Source organism: Streptomyces sp. NPDC047072 (genome assembly GCF_040643855.1).
GTDB lineage: Bacteria > Actinomycetota > Actinomycetes > Streptomycetales > Streptomycetaceae > Streptomyces.
The window spans coordinates 78107-103515 of the sequence record NZ_JBEYVC010000005.1 but is presented as its reverse complement, the minus strand read 5'-3'; the positions used below and the strand labels follow the sequence as shown (position 1 = coordinate 103515).

At 71.3% G+C, this 25409-nt stretch carries 20 protein-coding genes; 14 read left to right on the top strand and 6 right to left on the bottom strand.

Features of this window, described 5'->3' with window-relative positions; translation table 11 throughout:
- The first annotated feature begins 79 nt into the window (after positions 1–79).
- Entirely contained in the window at positions 80–1879 is a 1800-nt protein-coding gene (ggt, locus tag ABZ896_RS03770) for a gamma-glutamyltransferase (RefSeq protein ID WP_360921343.1), read from the top strand.
- A 9-nt stretch (positions 1880–1888) separates the two neighbouring features.
- On the opposite strand, the gene ABZ896_RS03765 is transcribed toward ggt, so the two are convergent.
- From ABZ896_RS03765 to map, 3 genes are all read right to left on the bottom strand, one after another.
- Positions 1889–4390 carry an ATP-dependent Clp protease ATP-binding subunit gene (locus ABZ896_RS03765; RefSeq protein WP_360921340.1) on the bottom strand — a complete coding sequence of 834 codons (2502 nt, stop codon included), beginning with the start codon at positions 4388–4390 and terminating at the stop codon, positions 1889–1891.
- 122 nt (positions 4391–4512) lie between these two features.
- On the bottom strand, positions 4513–5277 hold the full coding sequence (locus ABZ896_RS03760; RefSeq protein WP_360921337.1) for a sporulation protein: 765 nt from the start codon (positions 5275–5277) through the stop codon (positions 4513–4515).
- A gap of 50 nt (positions 5278–5327) precedes the next feature.
- Positions 5328–6095 (bottom strand): type I methionyl aminopeptidase, encoded by a 768-nt coding sequence (gene map / locus ABZ896_RS03755; protein ID WP_360921334.1) that lies wholly within the window; start codon positions 6093–6095, stop codon positions 5328–5330.
- A 32-nt stretch (positions 6096–6127) separates the two neighbouring features.
- Between map and ABZ896_RS03750 the strand changes: the two genes are divergently transcribed.
- From ABZ896_RS03750 to ABZ896_RS03710, 9 genes are all read left to right on the top strand, one after another.
- Positions 6128–6379, top strand: coding sequence for a helix-turn-helix transcriptional regulator (locus ABZ896_RS03750; RefSeq protein WP_360921331.1), 252 nt, complete (start codon positions 6128–6130; stop codon positions 6377–6379).
- Positions 6380–6513: 134 nt separating this feature from the next.
- Positions 6514–8217 (top strand): hypothetical protein, encoded by a 1704-nt coding sequence (locus ABZ896_RS03745; RefSeq protein ID WP_360921328.1) that lies wholly within the window; start codon positions 6514–6516, stop codon positions 8215–8217.
- Positions 8218–8429: 212 nt separating this feature from the next.
- Entirely contained in the window at positions 8430–9272 is an 843-nt protein-coding gene (locus ABZ896_RS03740; RefSeq protein WP_360921325.1) for a nitrilase-related carbon-nitrogen hydrolase, read from the top strand.
- Positions 9269–10555, top strand: coding sequence for an aspartate aminotransferase family protein (locus ABZ896_RS03735; RefSeq protein WP_360921322.1), 1287 nt, complete (start codon positions 9269–9271; stop codon positions 10553–10555). The genes ABZ896_RS03740 and ABZ896_RS03735 overlap by 4 nt, the downstream gene beginning before the upstream one ends.
- A gap of 26 nt (positions 10556–10581) precedes the next feature.
- Positions 10582–12120, top strand: coding sequence for a PucR family transcriptional regulator (locus ABZ896_RS03730; protein ID WP_360921319.1), 1539 nt, complete (start codon positions 10582–10584; stop codon positions 12118–12120).
- Positions 12121–12275: 155 nt separating this feature from the next.
- A complete protein-coding gene (locus tag ABZ896_RS03725) occupies positions 12276–13118 on the top strand; it encodes a nitrilase-related carbon-nitrogen hydrolase (RefSeq protein WP_360921316.1) in 843 nt (280 codons plus the stop codon).
- A gap of 31 nt (positions 13119–13149) precedes the next feature.
- Complete coding sequence (hydA, locus tag ABZ896_RS03720) at positions 13150–14544, top strand: dihydropyrimidinase (RefSeq protein ID WP_360921313.1); 1395 nt, start codon at positions 13150–13152, stop codon at positions 14542–14544.
- An 11-nt stretch (positions 14545–14555) separates the two neighbouring features.
- A complete protein-coding gene (locus ABZ896_RS03715; RefSeq protein WP_360921310.1) occupies positions 14556–15575 on the top strand; it encodes a TIGR03842 family LLM class F420-dependent oxidoreductase in 1020 nt (339 codons plus the stop codon).
- 110 nt (positions 15576–15685) lie between these two features.
- A complete protein-coding gene (locus tag ABZ896_RS03710; protein WP_360921307.1) occupies positions 15686–17242 on the top strand; it encodes an NCS1 family nucleobase:cation symporter-1 in 1557 nt (518 codons plus the stop codon).
- A gap of 30 nt (positions 17243–17272) precedes the next feature.
- Here the strand turns inward: ABZ896_RS03710 and ABZ896_RS03705 are convergent, their stop codons facing one another.
- Complete coding sequence (locus ABZ896_RS03705) at positions 17273–17932, bottom strand: hypothetical protein (protein ID WP_360921304.1); 660 nt, start codon at positions 17930–17932, stop codon at positions 17273–17275.
- Positions 17933–18062: 130 nt separating this feature from the next.
- Positions 18063–19073 (bottom strand): carboxymuconolactone decarboxylase family protein, encoded by a 1011-nt coding sequence (locus ABZ896_RS03700; protein WP_360921301.1) that lies wholly within the window; start codon positions 19071–19073, stop codon positions 18063–18065.
- Between the two features lie 168 nt (positions 19074–19241).
- On the opposite strand from ABZ896_RS03700, the gene ABZ896_RS03695 reads away from it, so the two are divergent.
- The 3 genes from ABZ896_RS03695 (at position 19242) to ABZ896_RS03685 (ending at position 22042) form a co-directional block, all read left to right on the top strand.
- Positions 19242–20372: a sensor histidine kinase gene (locus ABZ896_RS03695; RefSeq protein ID WP_360921298.1), complete on the top strand. Its 1131-nt coding sequence runs from the start codon at positions 19242–19244 to the stop codon at positions 20370–20372.
- Positions 20373–20466: 94 nt separating this feature from the next.
- Positions 20467–21132 carry a response regulator transcription factor gene (locus ABZ896_RS03690; RefSeq protein ID WP_360921295.1) on the top strand — a complete coding sequence of 222 codons (666 nt, stop codon included), beginning with the start codon at positions 20467–20469 and terminating at the stop codon, positions 21130–21132.
- A gap of 85 nt (positions 21133–21217) precedes the next feature.
- Positions 21218–22042 carry a class I SAM-dependent methyltransferase gene (locus ABZ896_RS03685; protein ID WP_360921450.1) on the top strand — a complete coding sequence of 275 codons (825 nt, stop codon included), beginning with the start codon at positions 21218–21220 and terminating at the stop codon, positions 22040–22042.
- A 10-nt stretch (positions 22043–22052) separates the two neighbouring features.
- On the opposite strand, the gene ABZ896_RS03680 is transcribed toward ABZ896_RS03685, so the two are convergent.
- Complete coding sequence (locus ABZ896_RS03680) at positions 22053–23048, bottom strand: phospholipase D-like domain-containing protein (RefSeq protein WP_360921292.1); 996 nt, start codon at positions 23046–23048, stop codon at positions 22053–22055.
- Between the two features lie 275 nt (positions 23049–23323).
- Between ABZ896_RS03680 and ABZ896_RS03675 the strand changes: the two genes are divergently transcribed.
- A complete protein-coding gene (locus tag ABZ896_RS03675; protein WP_360921289.1) occupies positions 23324–25153 on the top strand; it encodes a gamma-glutamyltransferase in 1830 nt (609 codons plus the stop codon).
- Positions 25154–25409 lie beyond the last annotated feature (256 nt).

Sequence of the window (25409 nt, the reverse complement as noted above, 5' to 3'; positions counted from 1 at the left end):
TGACACCTGTCCCGAAGAGGGCTGTCGGGGCCCCGGCGATGTGGTTACGCTGCGCGGACGGTCCTGACTGGAGGTATGGATGCGTCGCCCCGTCGCACGGAAACTGTCGGTCCTGGCGGTCTCGGCCGCCGTGGTGTCGGTGGGGGCGGCAGCGCCGCCCGCCGCTGTGAAGCCGGTTGAGAAGGTCCCTGTCGCCGTCGGCTACGGCGGCGCGGTCGCGAGCGTGGACGCGGACGCCTCCGCCGCCGGCATCGAGGTGCTGAAGAAGGGCGGCAACGCGGTCGACGCGGCGGTCGCCACGGCCGCGGCGCTGGGCGTCACCGAGCCGTACTCCTCCGGTGTCGGCGGGGGCGGCTACTTCGTCTACTACGACGCCAAGTCCCGTACGGTGCACACGATCGACGGCCGGGAGACCGCGCCGCTCACCGCCGGCTCCGACCTGTTCGTCGAGAACGGCGCGCCGCTCGCCTTCGCCGACGCCGTCAGCAGCGGGCTGAGCGTCGGTACGCCGGGGACGCCCGCTACCTGGGCCACCGCGCTCGGCAAGTGGGGGAGCAGATCGCTCGGCAGTGTGCTGAAGCCGGCCGAGCGGATCGCGCGGGACGGTTTCGTCGTCGACGACACGTTCCGGTCGCAGACCGCGTCCAACGAGACGCGGTTCCGGTACTTCCCGGACACGGCGAAGCTGTTCCTGCCGGGTGGTCAGCTGCCGGTCGTGGGGTCCACCTTCAAAAACCCCGATCTCGCCCGTACGTACGCGGAGTTGGGGCGCAAGGGGGTCGGGGCGATCTACCACGGGGACCTCGGTGACGACATCGTCGACACCGTCAACAACCCGCCGGTGGACCCCGCTTCGGGCTGGAAGGCGCGTCCCGGTCAGCTGTCGGAGAAGGACCTCGCGGCCTATCGGGCCAAGTTGCAGAAGCCCACGAAGACTTCGTACCGGGGGCTCGGCGTCTACTCCATCGCGCCTTCGTCCTCCGGCGGCACGACGGTCGGTGAGGCGCTCAACATCCTTGAGAACACCGACCTTTCCAAGGCGAGCGAGGTGCAGTACCTGCACCACTTCATCGAGGCCAGCCGGATCGCGTTCGCGGACCGGGGGCGGTGGGTCGGGGACCCGGCCTTCGAGGACGTACCGACGAAGGAACTGCTCTCGCAGAAGTACGCCGACTCGCGGGCCTGCCTCATCAAGGACGACGCGGTGCTGACGAGTCCGGTGGCGCCGGGGGATCCTCGTCATCCGGCGGCTTGCGGGGCCGGGGGGACGGCGGCGCCCACGACGTACGAGGGGGAGAACACCACGCATCTGACGGTGGCCGACAAGTGGGGGAACGTCGTCTCCTACACGCTGACCATCGAGCAGACCGGCGGTAGCGCGATCACCGTGCCGGGGCGGGGGTTCATCCTCAACAACGAGTTGACGGACTTCTCCTTCGCGCCGGCGAATCCCGCGGTGCACGACCCGAATCTGCCGGGGCCTGGGAAGCGGCCGCGGTCCTCTATTTCGCCGACGATCGTGCTGGACCGTCATGACAAGCCTGTGGTGGCTCTGGGGTCTCCTGGTGGGGCGACCATCATCACCACCGTGCTTCAGGTGTTGACCGAGTTCGTCGATCGGGGGTTGCCGCTGGTGGATGCGATCGCGGCGCCTCGGGTCAGTCAGCGGAACGCGACGCAGACCGAGATGGAGCCGGCGCTCTACAACGGGAGTGCGGTGAAGGCGCAGTTGGAGGCCATCGGGCATTCGTTCAAGTTGAATGCCGAGATCGGGGCGGCGACCGGCGTGCAACGGTTGCCGGGTGGGAAGTGGCTTGCGGCGGCGGAGACGGTGCGGCGGGGTGGGGGGTCTGCGCAAGTGGTGCAGCCTGCGCCGTAGCCAAAAGACCTACCGGAAATCCAAGGTTCCGTCCTTCACATCGACCGTCACCCGTCCGCCCTCTGCGATCGTGCCGTTCAGCAGGAGTCGGGACAGTTGGTTGTCCACCTCCCGTTGGATCGTGCGGCGCAGGGGGCGGGCGCCGTACTCGGGCTGGTAGCCGTGTTCTGCCAGCCAGTTGACCGCCTCGTCGGTGAAGTCCACTGTCACGCCCTGGGCCTGGAGCAGACGGCGGGTGTGTTCCAGCAACAGGTTGGTGATCTCGCGTAGTTGGTCCGCGGTGAGCTGGCGGAAGACGACTATCTCGTCGATGCGGTTCAGGAACTCGGGGCGGAAGTGGTCCTTGAGGGGGCGCCGGATCGCCTCCTCGTCGGCCTTCGGGTCGCTCGTGCCGAAGCCGATTCCCGTGCCCCGGCGGGTGATCGCCTCGGAGCCCAGGTTGCTGGTCATGACGATGACCGTGTTGGTGAAGTCGACCGTGCGGCCCTGGGAGTCGGTGAGGCGGCCGTCGTCGAGGACCTGGAGGAGGATGTTGAAGACGTCCGGGTGGGCCTTCTCCACCTCGTCCAGCAGGAGCAGGGAGTACGGGTGCCGGCGGACGGCCTCCGTCAGCTGGCCCGCCTCCTCGTGGCCGACATAGCCGGGCGGGGCGCCCACCAGGCGGCTGACGGTGTGGCGTTCCTGGTACTCGCTCATGTCGAGGCGGACCATGCGCTCCTCGCTGCCGAACAGCGCCTCGGCGAGGGCGCGGGCCAGTTCCGTCTTGCCGACGCCGGTCGGGCCGAGGAACAGGAAACTGCCGATCGGGCGGTCGGGGCTGGCGAGCCCGGCGCGGGAGCGCAGGACCGCGTCGGAGACCACGGAGACCGCCTCGTCCTGGCCCACCACCCGGTCGTGCAGATGGGCCTCCAGGCCGAGCAGACGGTCCTTCTCCTCCTCGGTGAGACTGCTGACCGGGATGCCGGTCAGCCGGGACACCACCTCGGCGATCGCCTCGGCCGTCACCTCCAGGTGCTGGCCCTCGTCGGCCTCGCCGTCCCCGGCGGCCGCGCCGATCCGCTGCCTCAACTCGGCGATCCGATCGCGCAGTTGGGTGGCCTGCTCGTACTGCTCGGCGGCGACCGCCTGGTCCTTGTCCAGGGTCAGCTGGTCGACCTCGCGCTCCAGCGCCCGTACGTCCGTGCCCTTGGTGCGCGCCCGCAGCCGTACCCGCGCGCCCGCCTGGTCGATGAGGTCGATCGCCTTGTCCGGGAGGCGGCGGTCGGTGAGGTAGCGGTCGGACAGCTCTACGGCGGCCACCAACGCCTCGTCGGCGTACCGGACTTGGTGGTGGGCCTCGTAGCGGTCGTACAGGCCGCGCAGGATCTCGATGGTGTCCTCGGTCGTCGGCTCGGGGACCAGGATCGGCTGGAAGCGACGGGCCAGGGCCGCGTCCTTCTCGATCCGGCGGAACTCCTCCAGCGTGGTGGCGCCCACGATGTGCAACTCACCGCGCGCCAGGGCCGGTTTGAGGATGTTCCCGGCGTCCATCGAGCCGCCCTCGCCGCCTCCGCCCGCGCCGACGACGGTGTGCAGTTCGTCGATGAAGACGATCAGCCGGTCGGAGTTGTCGCGGATCTCGCCGACGATGTTCGTCAGCCGTTCCTCGAAGTCGCCCCGGTAGCGGGTCCCCGCGACGACCCCGGTCAGGTCCAGGGCGAAGACCCGCCTGCCGGTCAGCACGTCCGGGACGTCGCCGTCGACGATCCGCTGGGCCAGACCCTCCACGATCGCGGTCTTGCCGACACCCGCGTCCCCGATGAGCACCGGGTTGTTCTTGCCGCGCCGGGAGAGCACCTCGATGGTCTGCTCGATCTCCTCGTCCCGGCCGATCACCGGGTCGATCCGGCCCTGGCGGGCCAGGTCGGTGAGGTCGCGGCCGTACTTGTCGAGCGTGGGCGTGGTCGTGGTGCGGGGCCGCTCGGTGCCGGGCCGGCCGGTCTCCGCCGTCTCCTCGGGCGGCAGGCCGGTCGGCGCGAACCGGGCCGAGTTGAGGATGTGGCCCGCCGCCGAGTCCGGGTTCGCGGCCAGGGCGGTCAGCACGTGCTCCGGGCCGATGTAGCCGGCGCCGCGCGAGCGGGCCAGGTCGTGGGCGTCGAGCAGGGCGCGCTTGGCGGCCGGGGTCAGCGACAGCGAGGTCGGCGGCGGGGCCTCGCCCGGCGGATGCTGGACGGGCCCGGAGCGTTCGTCGATCTCCGAGGCGAGGGAGTCGGGGTCCGCGCCGGCCCGGGTGAGCAGACTGCGGGTCGGTTCGGCCGACAGCGCGGCCCGCAGCAGGTGCTGGGTGTCCAGGTCCCGGCTGCCGTGCTCGGCGGCGTACTGCGCGGCGCCCCGCACCAGCTCCCGGGCGGGCTGGCTGAGGAGCTGGCCGATGTTGATCTGCCGGGGTCCCGGGCGCGGTCCGCCGAAGAATCGGGCGAGGAACTCACCGAAGGGGTCGTACCCCTCCGGTCCGCTGAAGCCGCTGGTCATGGCTGGTCCCATCCGGCATCCCCGCGCGGGCCGGGGATGCCCTCGCTGATCGATGTGCCGGGGTCGGGTAACCCGGGCGTCAGCCGGTTACACCTTCGCACGGATGGGGGAGCGGGGCATGTTCAGCGGTTGTCGGGCAACGGCAGCTCGCCCAGCGCATCGAGGACCCGGTCCCGCCACTCGACGGTGTCCACCTCGTGGTGGGCGAGGGGGAAGCGGCGGGCGGGCGGCTTGTCCTCCCAGTGGCGCTCGTCGGGGGCCGCCCGCCGGACGTGGACCGTCGCGCCCACGGCGTTCGTCTGGAAGGTCACCTCCAGCGCGTCGGGCCGGCCGGGGACATGACCGGTGAGCAGCAGGGTCTGGACGATGCCGAGCCGCTGCTCGGTATCCGGGACGTCGCCCTCGTCGACACGCGCCGACTCGCAGAGGTATCCCTCCTCCGCGAACACGTCCAGCACCGCCTCGTGCAGCGGCAGCGCGGAGACGTGCAGCAGGTCGTCGTCCACGTCGACGCCGTCGTCGTCGCCCCGGGTGATCCGGCTCCTCACGGACAGCGCGGTGCCGAGGGCCCGTCCGCCGAGTTCGGTCAACGGCGTTTCCCAGGGCAGCCGTTGGGAGAAGGTGAGCCTGCGCTCCTCGCCCTTGCGGAGGGTGAACCCGGCGGGTTCCGCGGAGTGGGTGTCGACCTCGTACGAGCTCTCGTGGCCGTCGAAGTCCGCGCACCGCACCCGCACCTGGAGGTCGAGGTAGTCGACGTACAGGTCACGGCGGCCGCCCCGGAGCAGCACCTCGCCGCGGAGCCGCCCGCCCGGCAGTGCCGGTCCCAGGATCCGGGTGTCCACCTCGACCGCCTCGTCCCCGCCCCCGAACAGCCGCTTGAAACCCACGTACGCCCCTCCCCGAGCCCCCGACGATCAGGCGGGCAGGCTACCCCGGGTCAGCGGGCGGTGAGGATCCGTGGGCCTGACTCCGTGATCGCCACGCTGTGTTCGGCGTGGGCGGCGCGGGAGCCGTCGTTCGTCCGCAGCGTCCAGCCGTCGGCCGCCTCGTGGTAGCCGTCCTTGCCGCTGCCGATGAGCATCGGCTCGATCGCGAGGGCCATGCCGTGCCGCAGCGGCATCCCGCGGCCGGGACGTCCCTCGTTCGGCACGCCCGGGTCCTCGTGCATACGACGGCCGATGCCGTGGCCGCCGAAACCCTGCGGGATGCCGTAGCCCGCGTCCCGGCACACCCGGCCGATCGCGTGCGCGATGTCCCCGATGCGGTTGCCCACGACGGCCGCCTCGATCCCGGCCGCGAGCGCCCGCTCGGCGGTCTCGATCAGCCTCAGGTCGGCCGGGCGCGGTGTGCCCACGGTGAAGCTGATCGCCGAGTCGCCCGCCCAGCCGTCCAGTTGGGCACCGCAGTCGATCGAGACGAGGTCGCCGTCGCGCAGCCGGTAGCCGGTCGGGATGCCGTGCACGATCGCGTCGTTCACCGAGGCGCAGATGACCGCCGGGAACGGCGTGGTCGCGAAGGACGGCCGGTACCCGAGGAACGGCGACGACGCCCCCGCCTCCCGCAGCACCCCGCGCGCCACCTCGTCCAGCTCCAGCAGGGAAACGCCCACGTCAGCGGCTTCTCGTACGGCGGTCAGGGCGCGCCCGACCACCTGTCCCGCGGCGTACATGGCATCGATCGATGTGTCTGTCTTGAGCTCCACCATGCCAATTACTATACCGGTATTAGAATGGGGTCATGGTGCGCACCCCACTGACCCCTGAAGAGCGCGAGCGCGGCGAGCGGCTCGGGCGGCTGCTCCGCGAGGCCCGCGGCGGCCGCAGCATGACCGAGATCGCGGCGAGCGCCGGGATCTCCGCCGAGACCCTCCGGAAGATCGAGACCGGGCGGGCTCCGACGCCGGCCTTCTTCACCGTGGCCGCGCTCGCGCGGGTCCTCGGGCTCTCCATGGACGAGCTGGCGGGGCTCTGTGAGCCGGCCGGTGTGTGACGGGAGTTCGCTCAGCGGCCGCGGTCGCGTCATGAGACTCCTGCTGCCCCTTTGAAAACTTGTCGTAGCCCGTTCGTAACACGGCTGGTGTTGCCTTACGGACTGGAGTCCTCCGGGCGGGCGGGAGTTTGGGCATGGCTGTGGAACAACTCCCGGGTCGGGTGCGGGAGTTCACGAACTACCTCGCGGGCCTGCTGGCGCGCCTCGACCAGGGCGCCGGGTGGTGCGCGGTGTTCTGGCAGCGGGACCCGGACGGTATGCGGGCCTGCCTCGACGGACGTGAAGTGCCGCCCTGGGACGTCGTCGAGGCGCTCCTCCAGGACCTCGCGACGGGATACGGCGCCGAAGCCGCCCGTGCGGAGGTCGAGCACGCCCGTACGCTGCACGCCGGTGCGCTGGCCGACCACGACGCCCGACCCGGGGCGCGCGACGTGCTGGGCGACCGCTTCGACGTGATGCTCCGCGAGCAGCGCTACGCGGCCGAACGGCAGGCCGAACTGGGCCGGTTGCTGGCCGCGGCCCCCACCCAGGACCAGGCCGACGCGATCCGCCTCGACCTCGCCTGGGCCCGCGACGACCACGAACGGGCCTCCCGCCGCTGTGCCGAACTCCGGTCCCGGATGGACGAGTTGGACCGCAACGCGATGGCCGACCAGGCTCGCGCGATCCGCCGCGGCCGGGGCGCCGACGGTGGGGTGTTCCGGTTGCGCGAGGGCGACGTCCGTGGGGGTGCCGAGGGCGCCGGCGCGGCGCGGGGGCGGGCGCCTGGCGAGGATGCCCGCCGGGGCGCCGGAGCCTGGGGACAGGGGGCCGTCGTACGGGATGACGGTGACCGGGATCTTGGCGCCGCGCCCCTGAGCATGCCTCGGCAGCGAGACGGGTCCGACGCGGCGCTCACGGGGTACGCCGCCGAGCCGTCGGTCTCCTCCGAAGCCCCGCAGGCCGACCCCGTCTCGCATCAGCACCCGCAGGCCCCGCATCAGCACCCTTCGGCCCCATCAGTCCCCGTCTCGCCTCGACACCCGTCGCCCGAAGCCGCCCCCGCCGACACCGCACCCTCACCCCACCCCACCCCCTCCGCTCAGCCGCCGGAGGCCCCCGCTCCCAAGCAGCGCAAGCGGCGCCGTGGCAGTGCGCGGTTCGCCGGGATGGTCGAGGAAGAGGCCGCCCCCGTCGTCGTACCGCCGCATACCGGCGCGGAGCTGCCCGCCGCGCCCGCCGCCAAGGGGCGGACTCCGCGCGGGGCCCGGTTCGCGGGGGCCGGACGGGCCGAGGCGCAGGTCGAGCCGCAGGGGGTGACCGCGGACGGGACGGACCGGCGGGAGACCGCCGAGACGGTCGTGCGGCTGGTGCGACTGCGCGCGGAGGGCCGTACCGGAGAGGCGCACGCGCTGCTGGTGGAGATCGCCCACTGGCCCGCCGCCAGGTTCCCGCTGCTCGCCGCCGAGATGCAACACGCCGGGCTCGGCGCCGACTGGGCGACCCTGCTGTGGGAGGCCGCCTCGCTGCCCGCCGACCGGCTCGTGGCCGCCGCGGACGCGCTCGTCGCGGCCGGGCGCGGCACCGACGGGGAGCAGATCCTGCGGCAGGGGGTGGCCCGGCCCGCCGGCGAGATCGGCGCGGCCGTCCTCGGCCTGGTCGCCGAGGGCCGCCGCCGCGAGGTCGCCGCGCTCCTGGACGCCTACGTTCGGGTCCGCAGCCCCGAGGAGGCCGCCCGCAGCGCCGAGCCCGGCCCGCAGACCCTCGTCCCGCTGCTGCTGACGGCCGCGCGGGGTGTGTCGCAGGAGCGCCACTGGGATCTCGTGCACGCGCTGCGGGTCGCCGGATTCTCCGCCTGAGCCCTGTCCGGCCCCTGCCCGGCCGCGGTCTGACAGGTACCCCACAAGCTGCTCACCGGCCATTTCGCTGACCCACCGGAGTGTGAAACGTGATCGACTCCGCGGGTTAACGACGATGGTCTTGGCAAGCCTCTCCCGGAGGCTTACGTTCATCCCTCTACGGCTGTGTCTACGGGCGTAGAGGCTCTGACGACCCGCCGAAGGAGCAGCTCATGCCCAACGTCGTACGCGCCGCTCTGGTCCAGGCCACCTGGACCGGCGACACCGAGTCCATGGTGGCGAAACACGAGGAACACGCCCGCGAGGCGGCCCGCCAGGGTGCGAAGATCATCGGCTTCCAGGAAGTCTTCAACGCCCCCTACTTCTGTCAGGTCCAGGAACCGGAGCACTACCGCTGGGCCGAGCCCGTCCCCGACGGCCCCACCACGCTTCGTATGCAGGATCTCGCCCGCGAGACCGGCATGGTGATCGTCGTCCCGGTCTTCGAGGTCGAGCAGTCCGGCTTCTACTACAACACCGCGGTCGTCATCGACGCCGACGGCAGCGTCCTCGGCAAGTACCGCAAGCACCACATCCCGCAGGTCAAGGGGTTCTGGGAGAAGTACTACTTCAAGCCCGGCAACCTCGGCTGGCCGGTCTTCGAGACGGCCGTCGGCAAGGTCGGCGTGTACATCTGCTACGACCGTCACTTCCCCGAGGGCTGGCGGGAACTCGGCCTGGGCGGGGCTCAGTTGGTGTACAACCCGTCCGCCACCCACCGCGGACTCTCCTCCCACCTGTGGCGCCTCGAACAGCCCGCGGCCGCCGTCGCCAACGAGTACTTCGTCGCCGCCATCAACCGGGTCGGCCAGGAGGAGTACGGCGACAACGACTTCTACGGGACGTCGTACTTCGTCGACCCGCGCGGCCAGTTCGTCGGCGAGACCGCCAGTGACAGCAAGGAGGAACTCGTCGTCCGCGACCTGGACTTCGACCTCATCGACGAGGTGCGGCAGCAGTGGGCCTTCTACCGCGACCGCCGTCCCGACGCCTACGAAGGGCTGGTGCAGCCGTGACCGAGGACCTGCTGGGACGCCACCGGGCCGTCCTGCCCGACTGGCTCGCCCTCTACTACGAGGACCCGCTGGAGATCACGCACGGCGAGGGCCGGCACGTCTGGGACGCCGAGGGCAACAAGTACCTCGACTTCTTCGGCGGCATCCTCACCACGATGACCGCGCACGCGCTGCCCGAGGTCACCAAGGCGGTCAGCGAGCAGGCCGGGCGGATCATCCACTCCTCGACCCTCTACCTCAACCGGCCGATGGTCGAACTCGCCGAGCGAGTCGCCCAGTTGAGCGGCATCCCGGACGCCCGGGTGTTCTTCACCACCTCCGGCACCGAGGCCAACGACACCGCCCTGCTGCTCGCGACGGCCTACCGGCGCAGCAACACGATCCTGGCGATGCGCAACAGCTACCACGGCCGCTCCTTCAGCGCGGTCGGCATCACCGGCAACCGCGGCTGGTCGCCCACCTCGCTCTCCCCGCTCCAGACGCTGTACGTCCACGGCGGCGTCCGGACCCGCGGCCCGTACGCCTCCTTGAGCGACGACGACTTCATCGCGGCCTGCGTCGACGACCTCAAGGACCTGCTCGGCCACACCCGCCCGCCCGCGGCGCTGATCGCCGAGCCGATCCAGGGCGTCGGCGGCTTCACCTCCCCGCCCGACGGGCTCTACGCCGCCTTCCGCGAGGTGCTCAACGAGCGCGGCATCCTGTGGATCGCCGACGAGGTGCAGACCGGCTGGGGCCGCACCGGCGACCACTTCTGGGGCTGGCAGGCGCACGCGCAGTCCGGACCACCGGACATCCTGACCTTCGCCAAGGGCATCGGCAACGGCAGCTCCATCGGCGGGGTCGTGGCCCGCGCCGAGATCATGAACTGCCTGGACTCCAACAGCATTTCGACCTTCGGCGGCACCCAGGTCACCATGGCGGCGGGGCTCGCCAACCTGACGTATCTGCTGGAGCACGACCTCCAGGGCAACGCCCGACGGGTCGGCGGACTGCTCATCGAGCGGCTGCGGGCGGTCGCGGCGCAGCATCCCGGCGTACGGGAGGTGCGCGGGCGCGGCCTGATGATCGGCGTCGAGCTGGTCAAGCCCGGCACAGACAAGGCCGATCCCGAGGGCGCCGCCGCCGTGCTGGAGGCGTGCCGCGAGGGCGGACTGCTCATCGGCAAGGGCGGCGGCCACGACACCAGCGCCCTGCGTATCGCGCCGCCGCTGTCCCTGACCGTCGCGGAGGCCGAGGAGGGCGCCGCGATCCTCGAAGAGGCTCTGCGGAGCATCCAGTAGCAGCGCGGCAGTAAGGAAACAGCGCCATGGTCACCACCCTGGAGCCCACGCTCTCCGTCCGCCAGGTCCTGACGCTGGAACGGGTCCTCGCCGGGGAGCCCGAGGTGGTGGCCGGGGCGAGCCAGCTCGACCGGGCGGTGCGCTGGGTGCACGTCGCCGAGGCGCCCGACGTCGGTGTGATGCTCACCGGCGGTGAAATGGTGCTCACCACCGGGGTGTTGCTCGCCGGGGACGAGGGCAAGCAGGCCGAGTACATCCAGTCCCTGCACCGCGCGGAGGCCGCGGCCGTCGTCCTCGGACTCGGCCGGGCCTTCCCGGCCCCGCCGGACGTGATGCGCCGGGCCGCCGAACGGTGCGGGCTGCCCATGGTCGTCCTCCACCGGCCCTTCCCCTTCGCGGAGTTGACGGAGGAGGTCCAAGCCCGGCTCGTACGGCGGAAGTTCGCGGCCGTCAGCCTCTCCGAGTCCGTGCGCACCGCGCTCACCGGGCTCATCACCGCGGGCGCCCCGCTCCAGCGCCTCCTCGACGAGATCGCCCACCACAGCGGCTGCCCCGTCGTCGTCACCAACCTCGCGCACCGCGTCCTCGCCACGGCGGGGGAGCGGTCCGCCGTCGACGACGTGCTGCGCGACTGGGAGCGCATCGCCCGGCAGGCCGGCGGCAGCGAGGGCGACGGCTGGATCCGGGCCGAGCTGGGCGGGCGCGGGGAGCGCTGGGGGCAGATCATGCTGTGCGGCTACCGGGGCGACACCGCCACGGGGCGGCTGCTCGCCGACCGAGCCGCCGAGGCGCTCGTCCTGCACCGCATGCTCGGCGGGAACTCCGCGCACACCTGGGAGGAGCAGTCCGCGCAGAGCCTGCTGACCGACCTGGCGAGCGGCGTCGTACCGGCACGCCAGTTGCTGCCGCGGGCGCGGGCGGCGGGACTGCCCGTCAATCGCCGTACCTTCGTCCCGCTCGTCGTGCGGGACGGCGATCCCGCCGAACTCGACCGGGTGCTACGGCTGTTGGGGCTGCCCGGGATCGTCGCCGAACTCGCGGACGGGGCCACCGCCGTGCTGCTGAGCCTGGCGCGGGACCAGGACGCCGCCGTGCTCACGGCCAACTTCGCGGCGCGGCTGGGGCGGACGGTGGTGGCCGCGGCCGATCCTCGGACGGCCTGGGACGACGTGCCCGCCGGTATGCGGGAGGCCCGGCATGTCGCCGACGCCGTGGCGGACTCGGCGCCCGTGCTCGACCTTCCTCCGGTGGTGCGGTTGCGGGATGTCCATCTCCGGGGCCTGATCAGGCTGTTGAGGGACGACCCGCATGTGCAGTCCTTCGCGGAGAGGGAGTTGGACGGGCTGCTGTGTGCCGCCGGCGACGATCTGCTGGCCGTGCTCCGCACCTATCTCGCCACCGGCCGCAACAAGTCCCGCACCGCCCAACTCCACCACGTCTCGCGTCCCGCGCTCTACCGGCGCCTCGAAGCGATACAGACCCGGCTCGGCGTCGACCTCGACGACTTCGAGCAGGCCGCCTCCGTGCACATCGCCCTCCTCGCACACGACGCGCAACAGAGCTGAAACATGCCATGACCTGGGAAAACGGCGGTGAAACATGGGCCCGCGAAAGAGTGACACGGTGACACGCCCGGCCCTCGCAGACGTGACACCGTGCAACTCAAAGCTGGTTTTCGGACTTCCTAGTCTTCTCGCACACCGAGCGACCGGAGGTCCCGATGAGCAGAGTGATTCGTGCCGCCCTCTTCCAGACCGCGTGGACGGGCGACAAGGAGTCGATGATCCAGGTACACGAGCAGGCGGCGCGCGATGCGGCCGCGCAGGGTGCTCAAGTCCTGTGCTTCCAGGAGCTGTTCTACGGGCCGTACTTCTGCCAGGTCCAGGACAAGGCGTTCTACGAGTACGCCGAGCAGATCCCGGACGGGCCGATCGTTCAGCGGTTCCAGGCGCTCGCCAAGGAGTTGGGCATCGTCCTGATCCTGCCGATGTACGAGGAGGAGCAGCCCGGCGTCCTCTACAACACCGCCGCCGTGATCGACGCGGACGGCTCGTACCTCGGCAAGTACCGCAAGCACCACATCCCCCAAGTCCCGGGATTCTGGGAGAAGTTCTACTTCCGCCCCGGCAACCTGGGGTGGCCGATCTTCGACACCAAGGTCGGGAAGATCGGTGTCTACATCTGCTACGACCGCCACTTCCCGGAGGGCTGGCGGGCGTTGGGCCTCGCGGGTGCCGAGATCGTCTTCAACCCGTCGGCCACCTCGCGCGGTCTGTCCGCCTACCTGTGGCAGCTGGAGCAGCCGGCCGCAGCGGTCGCCAACGAGTACTTCGTCGGCGCGATCAACCGGGTCGGGGTCGAGGAGCTGGGCGACAACGACTTCTACGGGACGACGTACTTCGTCGACCCGGAGGCCCAGTTCGTCGGCGAGGTGGCCTCCGACAAGGAGACCGAACTCGTCGTCCGCGACCTGGACATGGCCAAGCTGCGGGAAGTCCGCGACCGCTGGCAGTTCTACCGCGACCGCCGTCCCGACGCCTACCCGCCGCTGACCGCACCCTGACCGAACCGACCACCCTGGCAGGAGAGGGAACATGAGCAGCCGTACCGTCATCAGCGGTGGTCTCGTCATCACCGCGTCCGACGAGATCCACGCAGACGTGCTGATCGAGGACGGCCGCATCGCCGCCCTCGCCGTGCCCGGTACCCAGAGCTGGACCGCGGACCGCACGATCGACGCCACCGGGAAGTACGTCATCCCCGGTGGCGTCGACGCCCACACCCACATGGAGCTGCCCTTCGGCGGCACCTTCGCCTCCGACACCTTCGAGACCGGCACCCGGGCCGCCGCCTGGGGCGGTACGACCACCATCGTCGACTTCGCCGTGCAGAGCGTCGGCCACTCCCTGCGCGAGGGCCTCGACGCCTGGCACGCCAAGGCCGAGGGCAACTGCGCCATCGACTACGGCTTCCACATGATCGTCTCCGATGTGAACCAGGAGACGCTCAAGGAGATGGACCTGCTGGTCGAGGAGGGGGTCACCTCCTTCAAGCAGTTCATGGCCTACCCCGGCGTCTTCTACTCCGACGACGGCCAGATCCTGCGTGCCATGCAGCGCTCCGCCGAGAACGGCGGACTGATCATGATGCACGCCGAGAACGGCATCGCGATCGACGTCCTCGTCGAGCAGGCGCTGGCCCGCGGCGAGACGGATCCGAGGTATCACGGGGAGGTCCGCAAGGCGCTCCTGGAGGCCGAGGCCACCCACCGCGCCATCAAGCTCGCGCAGGTCGCCGGCGCCCCGCTCTACGTCGTGCACGTCTCGGCCATGGAGGCAGTGGCCGAGCTGGCACGCGCGCGGGACGAGGGGCTCAACGTCTTCGGCGAGACCTGCCCGCAGTACCTGTTCCTGTCGACGGACAACCTCGCGGAGCCGGACTTCGAGGGCTCGAAGTACGTGTGCTCAACTCCCCTGCGGCCGAAGGAACATCAGGCCAAGCTGTGGCAGGGCCTGAGGACCAACGACCTCCAGGTCGTCTCCACCGACCACTGCCCCTTCTGCTTCGTCGGTCAGAAGGAACTCGGCCGCGGAGACTTCTCGAAGATCCCCAACGGCCTGCCCGGCGTCGAGAACCGCATGGACCTGCTCCACCAGGCCGTCGTCGACGGGCACATCACCCGCCGCCGCTGGATCGAGATCGCGTGCGCCACCCCGGCCCGGATGTTCGGCATGTACCCGAAGAAGGGCACCATCGCCCCGGGCGCCGACGCCGACGTCGTCATCTACGACCCGAACGCCGAGCAGATCGTCTCCGCCGAGACCCACCACATGAACGTCGACTACTCGGCGTACGAAGGAAAGCGCCTCATGGGCCGGGTCGAGACGGTTCTCTCGCGCGGCGAACTCGTCATCACCGAGCGGGAGTACACCGGGCACGCCGGGCACGGCGCCTACACCCCCCGCTCCACCTGTCAGTACCTCAACTAGGAGTGGCGCCCATGGACTTCGGACTCGTTCTCCAGACGGACCCGCCCGCCTCGAAGGTCATCAGCCTGATGAAGCGGGCCGAACGCAACGGCTTCACCTACGGCTGGACCTTCGACTCCGCCGTGCTGTGGCAGGAACCGTTCGTGATCTACAGTCAGATCCTCGCCAACACCTCGAAGTTGACGGTCGGCCCGATGGTCACCAACCCGGGCACCCGCACCTGGGAGGTCACCGCCTCCACCTTCGCCACCCTCAACGACATGTTCGGCAACCGCACGGTCTGCGGCATCGGCCGCGGCGACTCCGCGATGCGCGTCGCGGGCCGCACTCCCAACACGCTGGCCCGGATCAGCGAGGCCATGAAGGTCATCAAGGCGCTCGGCTCCGGCCAGGAGGCCGACCTCGGCGGCACGGTGATCAGGTTCCCCTGGATCAAGGAGGACGCCGAACTCCCCGTCTGGATGGCCGCGTACGGTCCGAAGGCGCTGAAGATGACCGGCGAGGAGGCGGACGGCTTCATCCTCCAGCTCGCCGACCTCTACCTCACCGAGTACATGGTGAAGGCGGTCAAGGACGCGGCGGTGGCGGCGGGGCGCGACCCGGCCGACGTCAAGATCTGTGTCGCCGCGCCCGCCTACGTCACCGAGGACGACTCGCCCGAGGCGCTCGCCCACGCGCGTGAGCAGTGCCGGTGGTTCGGCGGGATGGTCGGCAACCATGTGGCCGAGCTGGTGTCGAAGTACGGCTCCGGCGGCGGCATGGTCCCCCAGGAACTCACCGATTACATCAAGGCCCGCGAGGGGTACGACTACTCGCACCACGGTCGTGCCGACAACCCCGACACCGCCTTCGTGCCCGACGAGATCGTCGACCGGTTCTGTGTCATCGGACCGGTCGAGAAGCACATCGAGAAGCTGCACGCGCTGCGCGAGCTGGGCGTCGACCAGTTCGCCGTCTACGACATGCACGACGCCCAGGAAGCGACCATCGACGCCTACGGCTCGAAGATCATCCCCGCCGTCAACGCCTGACCTCCCCCCACACCTTGTTCGCCCCTCTCCTCCCCGCCGTCCCGGGGCGGAGAGGGGTTCAAGGCCCCCGCACGGCCTTTCCCGTCCCGTCCTGATCGATTGGCCTGCTCATGACCGAAACAGTCCCCACGGGGTCGCCGACAGCACAGTCCGCCGACTCCACCGGTCGTATAGAACTCAGCCCCGAGGCCTTCCCCGCCGACAGCCCCTTCGCCAACGAGGACCTGCGTCCCGTCCCGGTCTCCGAGCGCAAGTGGACGACGTACAACTTCGCGGCCCTGTGGATCTCCATGGCGCACTGCATCCCCAGCTGGACCCTGGCCTCCGGCCTGGTCGCGCTCGGCATGGACTGGAAGCAGGCCGTCTTCACCATCGCCCTGGCCAACATCATCGTGCTGCTGCCGATGCTGGCCACCGGGCACGCCGGACCCAAGTACGGCATCCCCTTCCCGGTGCTCGCCCGGGCCTCCTTCGGGCTGCGCGGTGCCAACATCCCGGCGCTGATCCGGGCGGCCGTGGCGTGCGGCTGGTTCGGTATCCAGACCTGGATCGGCGGCAGCGGCATCTTCGCGCTGGGCTCCAAGCTCACCGGGGGCCACTGGGAGAACGCCGGGAAGATCGCCGGCAACCCCTGGCCGCTGTGGCTCTGTTTCGTCCTCTTCTGGGCGCTGCAGATCGCGATCATCTACCGGGGCATGGACTTCCTGCGGCACTTCGAGAACTGGGCCGCGCCCTTCGTGATCGTCGGAGCGCTCGTCCTGCTGATCTGGATCGCGGTCAAGGCGGATGGCTTCGGCGCGCTGCTCGACCAGCCGTCCAAGCTCGGCTGGGGCCCCGACTTCTGGCCGGTCTTCTTCCCGTCCCTCATGGGAATGATCGGCTTTTGGGCCACTTTGTCGCTCAACATTCCTGACTTCACTCGTTTCGGTGCCAGTCAGAAGGCGCAGACGTGGGGCCAGTCCCTCGGTCTTCCCACGACCATGACGCTGTTCGCGGTCCTCGCGGTGCTGGTCACCTCCGGCTCCGAGGTCGTCTACGGCACCGCGATCTGGGACCCGGTCGAGCTGGCCGCCAAGGCGGACAACGCCTTCGGTCTGCTCTTCGCGCTGATCATCGTGCTGGTCGCCACGATCTCCGTGAACATCGCGGCGAACGTGGTCTCACCGGCGTACGACCTGGCGAACCTGGCGCCGAAGCTCATCAACTTCCGTACCGGCGCGCTGATCACGGGTGTCGTCGGGGTGCTGATCTTCCCGTGGAAGCTGATCTCGACGCCGGAGTTCTACATCTTCACCTGGCTCGGCGTGGTCGGCGGGCTGCTCGGCACGGTCGCGGGCATCCTCATCGCCGACTACTGGATCGTCCGGCGCACGGTCCTGCACCTCGCGGACCTCTACACGCCCGGCGGCCGCTACTGGTACACCAACGGCTGGAACTGGCGGGCGATCGTCGCCTTCGTGGTGGGCGGTCTCCTCGCGGTCGGCGGCTCGTACTCGGGTGTGGACGCCAAGGGCGTTAAGACCGGCCCCTTCCCGACCGACGGCCTGATCCCCTTCCTCAAGCCGCTGGCCGACTACGGCTGGGCGGTCGGCCTGGGCGCCTCGCTCCTGCTGTACGTCGCCCTGATGCTGCCCAAGGGCAGGGCCCAGGAGGGCGTCACCGGCTGACGGGCACGCGCGCGTGGAGGGCGGCCGGTGCTACCGGGCGCCCTCCAGCGCCGCGACCGCTTCCTTGGCCGCCTTGATGGCGCCCTTGTTGATCACGTCCGTGCTCGGCGCCTTCTTCGACTCGAAGTCGCTGCCGTTGTAGGTCACCGTCACCAGCGCGTTGGACGAACGGATGATCACCACGCCCTCGCGGGTCTGCTGCTTGTCCTCCGTGGTGAGGTTCACCACGGAGTACCCCGCGTCGCCGACCCCCGGCACATCGCCGCCGCCGCTCTTCTCCTTGACGTTCTCCTGGTACGACTTGGTGGCCTCCGCCTCGGACTCCGTGATCTCGAAGGAGACGTCGAGCCAGCGGTAGTCGTACCCCTTGAGCGCGTTCCACGAGCAGGTGCGGCGCAGCTTGGTGTCGGTCGAGGGGATCTCCTTGCCGGCCGTCTTGGCGCCGGGCACGAGCGACTTGAGCGTGGCCGCGGAGACGCTGCCGCAGGGCGCGGGGGAGGCGGAGTACTGCTTGGAGGCCGCCTCCGTCGCCTCGGCCGAGGGGGACGCGCTGCCGGACTTCGGCGCCGGGTCCTTGTCGGCGGCGGGCTGCGCGGCGGGGCCCGAGGTCAGCGCCCAGCCCGCCGCGGCGAGGACGACGACGGGCGAGATGCGCGCGGTGAGAGCGAGCGGCAGGGAAAGAGAGCGCACGGCCTGCATTTCGTGGGGGACGGTGCGGAGGGGGTCCGCACTGCGGGCGGGACGTCAGTTTCACACGACTCCCTGTGGGGCGGAAGCGGAAACTCGCTCCGTACAGGCGCCGTTACGGCGACGGCCGCGATTACGCCGCCCGTTGGGTGATTTGTGTGCAAAAGGCGCTCTCTATGCGGTCCACAGCCAGGAAAGCACCGTATGTCACGAGACGCACCAGGCATTGGTCGGTGTGCTCCGGCCGCCGCCAGGCCGCCACGTCCGCGTCCGTGATCCGGTACGGCGCGAGCGCGGCCAGCAGCACGAGGCGGGCGCCGGGCCGCTCCCGGCGGTCCGGGAAGACGTCCGGGACGAGCGAGGGATGCGACCCGTCCCAGTCCTGGACGACCTCCTCCACGAGGTCCTGGTCGTCGAGGTCCAGGAGTCCCGCGCCCGACATGGCCGCCCGGAGCAGTGCCGCGTACGCGAGACCCACGGGCCTGCCCGCCGCCCACGCCGGGGCCTCGCCGGGGTCGAGCGGGTCGAGCAGGGCGAGGGAGGTGCCCGGCAGGGCGGGACGGCGGACCGTCCGGGCGAGGGTGCGGCCCGCGAGAGAGCGGACCGCGCGGAACCGCTGGGCGCCCGCCGGCAGCAGGTTCTCGGTCAGCAGCGCGGACGCGATCCGGTTGATGAAGTGGAAGGCGAGCGCGGTACCGAGGTAGCCGGGCGCGTCCTCGCGCGGGAAGGGGTACGGCCCGACGCCGAGGCCGCCCGGGACCCGGGACCGCCTGCCCCACTCCAGCACGCGCGCGTGCTCCTCGTTCGGCGGCCGCCGCCCTTTGGCGATGCCCTCGGCGAGCGCGTGGTCGCCGGTGGCGTGCAGCAGCACGGTGTGCGCGTCCACGCAGAACGGGCACCGGTTGGCGAGCGAGACCCCGAGCGCCGCCAGCTCCTTGCCGGTACGGCCGCCGGGGCCCGCGACGATCGACTCGCGCAGCAGCGCCCAGGTGGCGGCGAGGAGGTCGGGGGCGGAGGAGAGGACCACGAAGGTCGAGGGTTCGGCGATGCCGAAGTCGCGGGCGATCTGACCGTAGACCTCGGCGGTGCGGCCGACGGCGGACCTGGGCGGCAGGGGCTCGGTGTGACGGAAGGGTGTGGACATGGACAGCAGCGTGCGCCCGCCGGGGGCCCGTGGTCGTCGTACGACCGGACGGAGTCGGCGCTGCTCCGGCGAGGCCGGGACGGACCGGGGAGTACTCCCGGGGGAGTAGTGCGGGAGTTGTCCACAGGGCTGACGCCGATGTCGGCGCGGCGGTCTAGCGTTACGCAGATGAGCGGGTACCGGGCCGACTCGGCCACACACAGGCGGCTCGCCGACGCGGCATTGATGGTCGTGGTCGGCGCCCTCGCGGTGACCACGGCGGCCTTCGACGACGGCACCACCGCCGTCGACTACGCGCTGATCGTGCTCGGTTCGGTGGCCCTCGGCCTGCACCACGCCGGCCCGCGGGCCCCGATGGCGGTGCTCGGCGTGACCACGGCGAGCACCGTGGCCTACGTTCTGCACGCCCAGCCGGGGCCGCTCGCCGCGCTGCCCGCCCTCGCCGCCGTGCTCGTCGCCGCCCAGGCCGGGCACCGCGGTTGGGCGGCCGTGGCGAGCGGGGTCTTCCTGACCGCGTTCGGCGTCGCGCGGGGTGGTGTCGGGACGGCCGCGCTGCTCGCGGGCTGGTTCCTGTGCGTGGTGGTGGCGGGGCTCGCCGACCGCAACTGGCAGGCGTATCTGCGCCAGACCGAACAGCGCGCCCTGGAGGCCGAGCGCACCCGGGAGGAGGCCGCGCTGCGCCGCGCGGGCGAGGAACGCCTGCGCATAGCAAGGGAGTTGCACGACTCCCTCACCCACAGCATCTCCATCGTCAAGCTCCAGGCCGGCGTGGCCGTCCACCTCGCCCGCAAGCGGGGCGAGGAGGTGCCGCCCGCCCTGCTCGCCATCCAGGAGGCGGGCGGCGAGGCGATGAGGGAACTGCGCGCCACGCTGGAGATCCTGCGCGACGACGAACCGAACGGCACGCCCGCACAGTTGGTCGAGCGGGCCCGGGCGGCCGGGCTGTCCGCGGAGCTGACGGTGACGGGCGAGGAACGACCACTGACGGCGCCGCTGGACCGGGCCGTCTACCGGATCGTCCAGGAGGCGCTCACCAACGCGGCACGGCACGCCGGACAGGCCAAGGTGCGGGTCGAACTCGCCTACGCCGAGGGCGACATGATGGTCCGGGTGGAGGACGACGGCGCGGGCCGGCCGAGCCGCCCGTCGGTGCCCGGCCACGGACTCACCGGTATGCGCGAGAGGGTCGCGGCCCTGGGCGGCACGCTGCACACGGGGCCGCGTGCGGAGGGCGGCTTCTCGGTGTGCGCACGGTTGCCGCTGGAGGCGGGGGCGGCGGCCCTGAAGGAGCCGGTGTGAATCGGGCGGCGCTCCGTCGGGGAGACGGTGTGATGCGGGCGGCGCTTTCTCGGGGAGGCGGCGTGATGCGGATGGCGTTCGTCGAGGAGCCGGTGTGATCAGGGTCGTGCTCGTCGACGACCAGGCGCTGATGCGGGCCGGGTTCCGTGCCCTGCTCGACGCCGAGGACGGTATCGAGGTGGTCGGGGAGGCGGTGGACGGGGAGCGGGGCGTGGAGCTGGTCCGCGCTCAGGTGCCGGACATCGCGCTGATCGACGTACAGATGCCGGTGATGACGGGCATCGAGGCGACCCGGCGGATCGCCGAGGATCCGCGGCTGACCGGGGTGCGGGTGGTGATCCTCACCAACTACGGCCTCGACGCGTACGTCTTCGAGGCGCTGCGGGCGGGCGCGAGCGGCTTCCTGCTCAAGGACACCGAACCGGCCGACCTCCTGCAGGCCATCGAAGTGGTGGCCCGGGGCGAGGCCCTGCTGTCCCCCTCCGTCACCCGCACCCTCATCGGCGAGTTCGTCTCCCGGCCGCCGGACCGGGCCACCGCGCCCGGCCTGGAGTGCCTCACCCGCCGCGAACGCGAGGTCACCGCCCTCGCCGCCCGCGGTCTGACCAACGAGGAGATCGCCGAGCACATGGTCATCAGCCCCTTCACGGCCAAGACCCACGTCAGCCGCGCGATGACCAAGCTGGGCGCCCGGGACCGCGCCCAACTCGTCGTGTTCGCCTACGAGTCGGGGCTGGTGACGGCCCGCGGCTCCGGATAACCCGTTGCCCGCGGTCGCCGGAGATCAGCACCCTGGGGCGATGACGGAGACGACACCGCGGGCGCACACGGAGACGGCCCCGCAGATGTACACGGAGACAGCCCCGCAGGTGCACGAGGAGATCCTCGCCTACTACGCCCGGGGCGAGGAGGACGCTCGCCTCAGAGAAGGCGGCGCCCCCGCCGGGCGGCTGGAGTTCTGGCGAACCCAGGACGTGCTGCGCAGGCTGCTGCCCGAGGCGCCCGCGCGGATCCTCGACGTCGGCGGCGGCAGCGGGGTGCACGCGGAGTGGCTCGCCGCGGACGGTTACGAGGTCGCGCTCGTCGATCCCGTACCGCTCCACGTCGAGCAGGCGTCCCGGCTGCCGGGGGTGACCGCCCGTCTCGGTGACGCCCGTTCGCTCGACGCGGCCGACGCCTCGTACGACGTGGTGCTGATGCTGGGGCCGCTGTACCACCTGCCCGAACAGACGGACCGGGTAAGGGCGTTGGCGGCAGCGCGCCGGGTCGTACGGCCGGACGGGCTGGTGGTCGCGGCCACCATCAACCGGTACGCGCAACTGCACGACCTGCTGCGGGAGGAGCGGTACTTCGTCCCGGCACACCGGGAGTGGACGGATGCCGTACTGGCCGAGGAGGGCCGGCACGGCTACCACGACGACGGGTTCTTCACCGTCGCCCACTTCGCCCAACCGGACGCCGTGCGCGCGGAGTTCACGGACGCGGGCCTCGCGGTCGAGGGGCAGTACGGCGTCGAGGGTGCCGCCTGGCTGATGGGCGGGGTCGAGGAGTGGCTGGACGACCCCGCCCGGCGCGAGGCCGTCCTCGCGGCGAGCCGGCACATCGAGTCCGAGCCGACGCTGCTCGGCGTGAGCGGACACCTGCTCACGGCGGGCACGCGTCGGACCTGACCGCCGGCGATCAGGCCGCGGTACCGCCCGCGTAATCGCTGTTGAAGGTGGTCTCGATGGTCGTGGCCACCGACTGGGCGACTCCGGTGCCGGTGAGGATGATGCCCAACTCCCGGTTGTTGGAGAGGGAGTTGCTGCTGATGTTCATCGAGCCCGCCTCCACCTCCTGGGTGGACAGACCGTAGTCGGCGACCATGGCCTTGGCGTGGATGTAGAAGCCGTTCGGGTCGGAGTAGCCGACGACCGTGCCGCCCGCCGCCTCGACCGCGGAGACCTCGCTCGCGTAGTCGCCCGGGGTCTCCAGGACGATCCGCACCTTCACGCCCGCCTTCGCCCGCGCCACGATCGCGTTGACCACCGTGCTGTCGCTGAACTCCAGTTCCTGGACGTCGAGCGTCTTGGTGGCGGCGTTGATGACGGACACCAGCCGACTGCGCGAGTCGGTCGGCGACCAGAGCAGGTGGTCGCCGTCGGTCGGGGTGATCGCGGTGCCGGCGTAGTCCGCGTTGAACACCTTCTCGATCGCGGCGACATCGCGGGTGTCGTCGGTGAAGACGCCGTAGTCGCGGCCGGTCGCGTAGTACTGCGAGGTCAGATTCCCGGTCAGCACCAGCGACTTGGTGCCGTCCACGGTGATCGTCTTCTGGTGGGTGTAGACGAACGTCGACGGCGACCACACCACACCCACACCGGCGTTGGTGAGCGCCGTGTACGCCGAACTGTTCGCCGACTGGTGGGCGTTGTCGAGGACCACCCGGACGGTGACGCCCTTGTTCTTCAGGGCTATCAGGTCGTTGACGGCGGTGGTGTCCTCCAGCTCGTACATCGTCATGTCGAGGGAGGTGGTGGCCGAGTTGATGAAGTCGTAGATGGTCGGCTGGGTGGTGCCGCTCTGCGAGAAGGCGAAGGCGGTGTAGGTCGCGGCGTTGGCGGGGACGGACGTGGCGAGCACGGCGGCACCGGCGGCGAGCGCGACACCCGCGCGGGCGAGGACCTTCGACAACATGCGTGACTCCTGGTCGAGTTGGGCCCGCCGGGGGGTAGCGGGCGCGTGCAGGACACCACGCGCGTAGAACGCACAGGAAGAGAAGACAGGTGAACTCAGGGTTACCGAGGGTCCGGACAATCGGGCATAGGGGACTCAGTGCAGGTGGGAGGCGGTTCATGGAGTTCTTGGGTGATCGCAAAATCTTCGTAGGCGCCGATCCGTGGGGGATGAAAGGATCGTCGCAGGCGCTCGCCCCGGACCGGCCGGGGCGCGTCCGACCCGCGAGGTGAGAGATGTCGTTCACCACCCGGCCGACCCTCCAGGGCACCTTCGGCATGGTCTCCTCCACCCACTGGCTGGCCTCGCAGTCGGCGATGGCGGTGCTGGAGGGCGGCGGCAACGCGTACGACGCGGCGGTGGCCGGCGCGTTCGTGCTGCACGTCGTCGAACCGCACCTCAACGGGCCCGCGGGCGAGGTGCCGATCCTGCTCGCGCCGGCCGGGGGCGAGGTGCGGGTGCTGTGCGGGCAGGGCGTGGCACCGGCGGGGGCGTCCGTCGCCCATTACCGGTCGCTCGGGCTGGAGTTGGTGCCCGGCACCGGCCCGCTCGCGGCCGCCGTCCCCGGCGCCTTCGACGCGTGGATGCTGCTGCTGCGCGACCACGGCACCAAGTCCCTTGCGGAGGTGCTGAGGTACGCGATCGGATACGCCGAGGACGGGCACACGCCCGTGGAGAACGTCGGCGCGACCGTCGAGAGCGTACGAGAGCTGTTCGAGACGGAGTGGACCTCGTCGGCGGAGGTGTATCTGCCCGGCGGCAAGGCACCGCGGCCCGGCGAGCCGTTCCGCAACCCCGCCCTCGCCGCCACCTGGAAGCGACTGCTCGACGAGGTGGCCGGTGCGGGGGACCGGGTCGCGCAGATCGAGGCGGCGCGCGCGGTGTGGCGCACCGGGTTCATCGCCGAGGCGCTCGTACGGCAGGCCGGGCGGCCCACGCTCGACACCAGCGGCTCGCGGCACACCGGCACGCTGAGCGCCGCCGATCTCGCCGGGTGGTCCGCGAGCTACGAGGCGCCGGCGACGTACGACTGGAACGGCTGGACGCTGTGCAAGGCCGGGCCCTGGAGCCAGGGGCCGGTGCTTCTCCAGCAACTGGCCCTGCTCCCGCCCGAGTTGCCGCGGTACGGGTCTGCGGAGTACGTCCATCTGCTGGTCGAGGGTTGCAAGCTCGCGATGGCCGACCGGGAGGCCTGGTACGGGGACGCGGGGGAGGTGCCGGTCGGGGAGCTGCTGTCGCCGGAGTACAACGCGGGGCGGCGGGCGTTGATCGGCGACAAGGCGTCGTACGAGCTGAGGCCGGGCAGTCCTGGGGGGAGGGTGCCGCGGCTCAGCGCGCACGCGGAGGTGGTGGTCGGCGAGGATCCCGACTTCAACCCGATGGGGGTGGGCGAGCCGACGGTGGCGAAGAGGCCGACTTCGCCGGTGCCGGGGGAGCCGGAGGTCGGGGCCGATGGTGGCACCCGGGGCGACACCTGCCACCTCGACGTCGTCGACCGGTGGGGGAACATGATCTCCGCCACGCCCAGTGGTGGCTGGCTCCAGTCCAACCCCGTCGTGCCCGAACTCGGCTTCCCGCTCGGGACGCGGCTCCAGATGACCTGGCTGGAGGAGGGGCTGCCGAACTCCCTCACCCCCGGCCGCCGCCCCCGCACCACGCTCACGCCCTCGATCGCCCTGCGCGACGGCGTCCCGGTGCTGGCCTTCGGTACGCCCGGCGGGGACCAGCAGGACCAGTGGCAGCTGCACTTCTTCCTGGCCGTCGCCCTGCGCGAGCCGGTGCGCGGCGGGCTCGACCTCCAGGGCGCGATCGACGCCCCGAACTGGCACAACGACAGCTTCCCCGGCTCCTTCTACCCGCGCGGCATGCGGCCCGGCAGCGTCACCGTCGAGGCGCGCACGGACCCGGACGTGGTGGCGGAGCTGCGCCGCCGCGGGCACGACGTGACCGTGGGCGAGGCGTGGTCGGAGGGGCGGCTGTGCGCGGTCGCCCGGGACCCGGAGACCGGGATCCTGTCGGCGGCCGCGAATCCGCGGGGGATGCAGGGGTACGCGGTGGGACGCTGACCTGCTGACCTGCTGACCTGCTGACCTGCTGACCTGCTGACCTGCTGACCTGCTGACCTGCTGGCCCGATGACTCGCTGACCCCCGGCCCCGAGGTCCGCTGACCCTCGGCCCCGAGGTCCGCTGACCCTCGGCCCCGAGGTCCGCTGACCCCCGGCCCCCAGGTCCGCTGACCCCCGGCCCCCAGGTCCGCTGACGCCCGGCCCCTGCCCTGCTGACCTCCGGCCCCCAGCCCGGCCGGCCCTCGGCTCCGTCAG

What these genes read in the sequence shown, in the direction of transcription:
- ggt (WP_360921343.1), top strand. Translation starts at nt 80, where the DNA reads ATGCGTCGCCCCGTCGCACGGAAACTGTCGGTCCTGGCGGTCTCGGCC.
- map (WP_360921334.1), bottom strand. Translation starts at nt 6,095, where the DNA reads ATGGTGGAGCTCAAGACAGACACATCGATCGATGCCATGTACGCCGCG.
- ABZ896_RS03680 (WP_360921292.1), bottom strand. Translation starts at nt 23,048, where the DNA reads ATGTTGTCGAAGGTCCTCGCCCGCGCGGGTGTCGCGCTCGCCGCCGGT.
- hydA (WP_360921313.1), top strand. Translation starts at nt 13,150, where the DNA reads ATGAGCAGCCGTACCGTCATCAGCGGTGGTCTCGTCATCACCGCGTCC.
- ABZ896_RS03750 (WP_360921331.1), top strand. Translation starts at nt 6,128, where the DNA reads ATGGTGCGCACCCCACTGACCCCTGAAGAGCGCGAGCGCGGCGAGCGG.
- ABZ896_RS03730 (WP_360921319.1), top strand. Translation starts at nt 10,582, where the DNA reads ATGGTCACCACCCTGGAGCCCACGCTCTCCGTCCGCCAGGTCCTGACG.
- ABZ896_RS03715 (WP_360921310.1), top strand. Translation starts at nt 14,556, where the DNA reads ATGGACTTCGGACTCGTTCTCCAGACGGACCCGCCCGCCTCGAAGGTC.
- ABZ896_RS03710 (WP_360921307.1), top strand. Translation starts at nt 15,686, where the DNA reads ATGACCGAAACAGTCCCCACGGGGTCGCCGACAGCACAGTCCGCCGAC.
- ABZ896_RS03695 (WP_360921298.1), top strand. Translation starts at nt 19,242, where the DNA reads ATGAGCGGGTACCGGGCCGACTCGGCCACACACAGGCGGCTCGCCGAC.
- ABZ896_RS03685 (WP_360921450.1), top strand. Translation starts at nt 21,218, where the DNA reads ATGTACACGGAGACAGCCCCGCAGGTGCACGAGGAGATCCTCGCCTAC.
- ABZ896_RS03725 (WP_360921316.1), top strand. Translation starts at nt 12,276, where the DNA reads ATGAGCAGAGTGATTCGTGCCGCCCTCTTCCAGACCGCGTGGACGGGC.
- ABZ896_RS03700 (WP_360921301.1), bottom strand. Translation starts at nt 19,073, where the DNA reads ATGTCCACACCCTTCCGTCACACCGAGCCCCTGCCGCCCAGGTCCGCC.
- ABZ896_RS03745 (WP_360921328.1), top strand. Translation starts at nt 6,514, where the DNA reads ATGGCTGTGGAACAACTCCCGGGTCGGGTGCGGGAGTTCACGAACTAC.
- ABZ896_RS03675 (WP_360921289.1), top strand. Translation starts at nt 23,324, where the DNA reads ATGTCGTTCACCACCCGGCCGACCCTCCAGGGCACCTTCGGCATGGTC.
- ABZ896_RS03765 (WP_360921340.1), bottom strand. Translation starts at nt 4,390, where the DNA reads ATGACCAGCGGCTTCAGCGGACCGGAGGGGTACGACCCCTTCGGTGAG.
- ABZ896_RS03740 (WP_360921325.1), top strand. Translation starts at nt 8,430, where the DNA reads ATGCCCAACGTCGTACGCGCCGCTCTGGTCCAGGCCACCTGGACCGGC.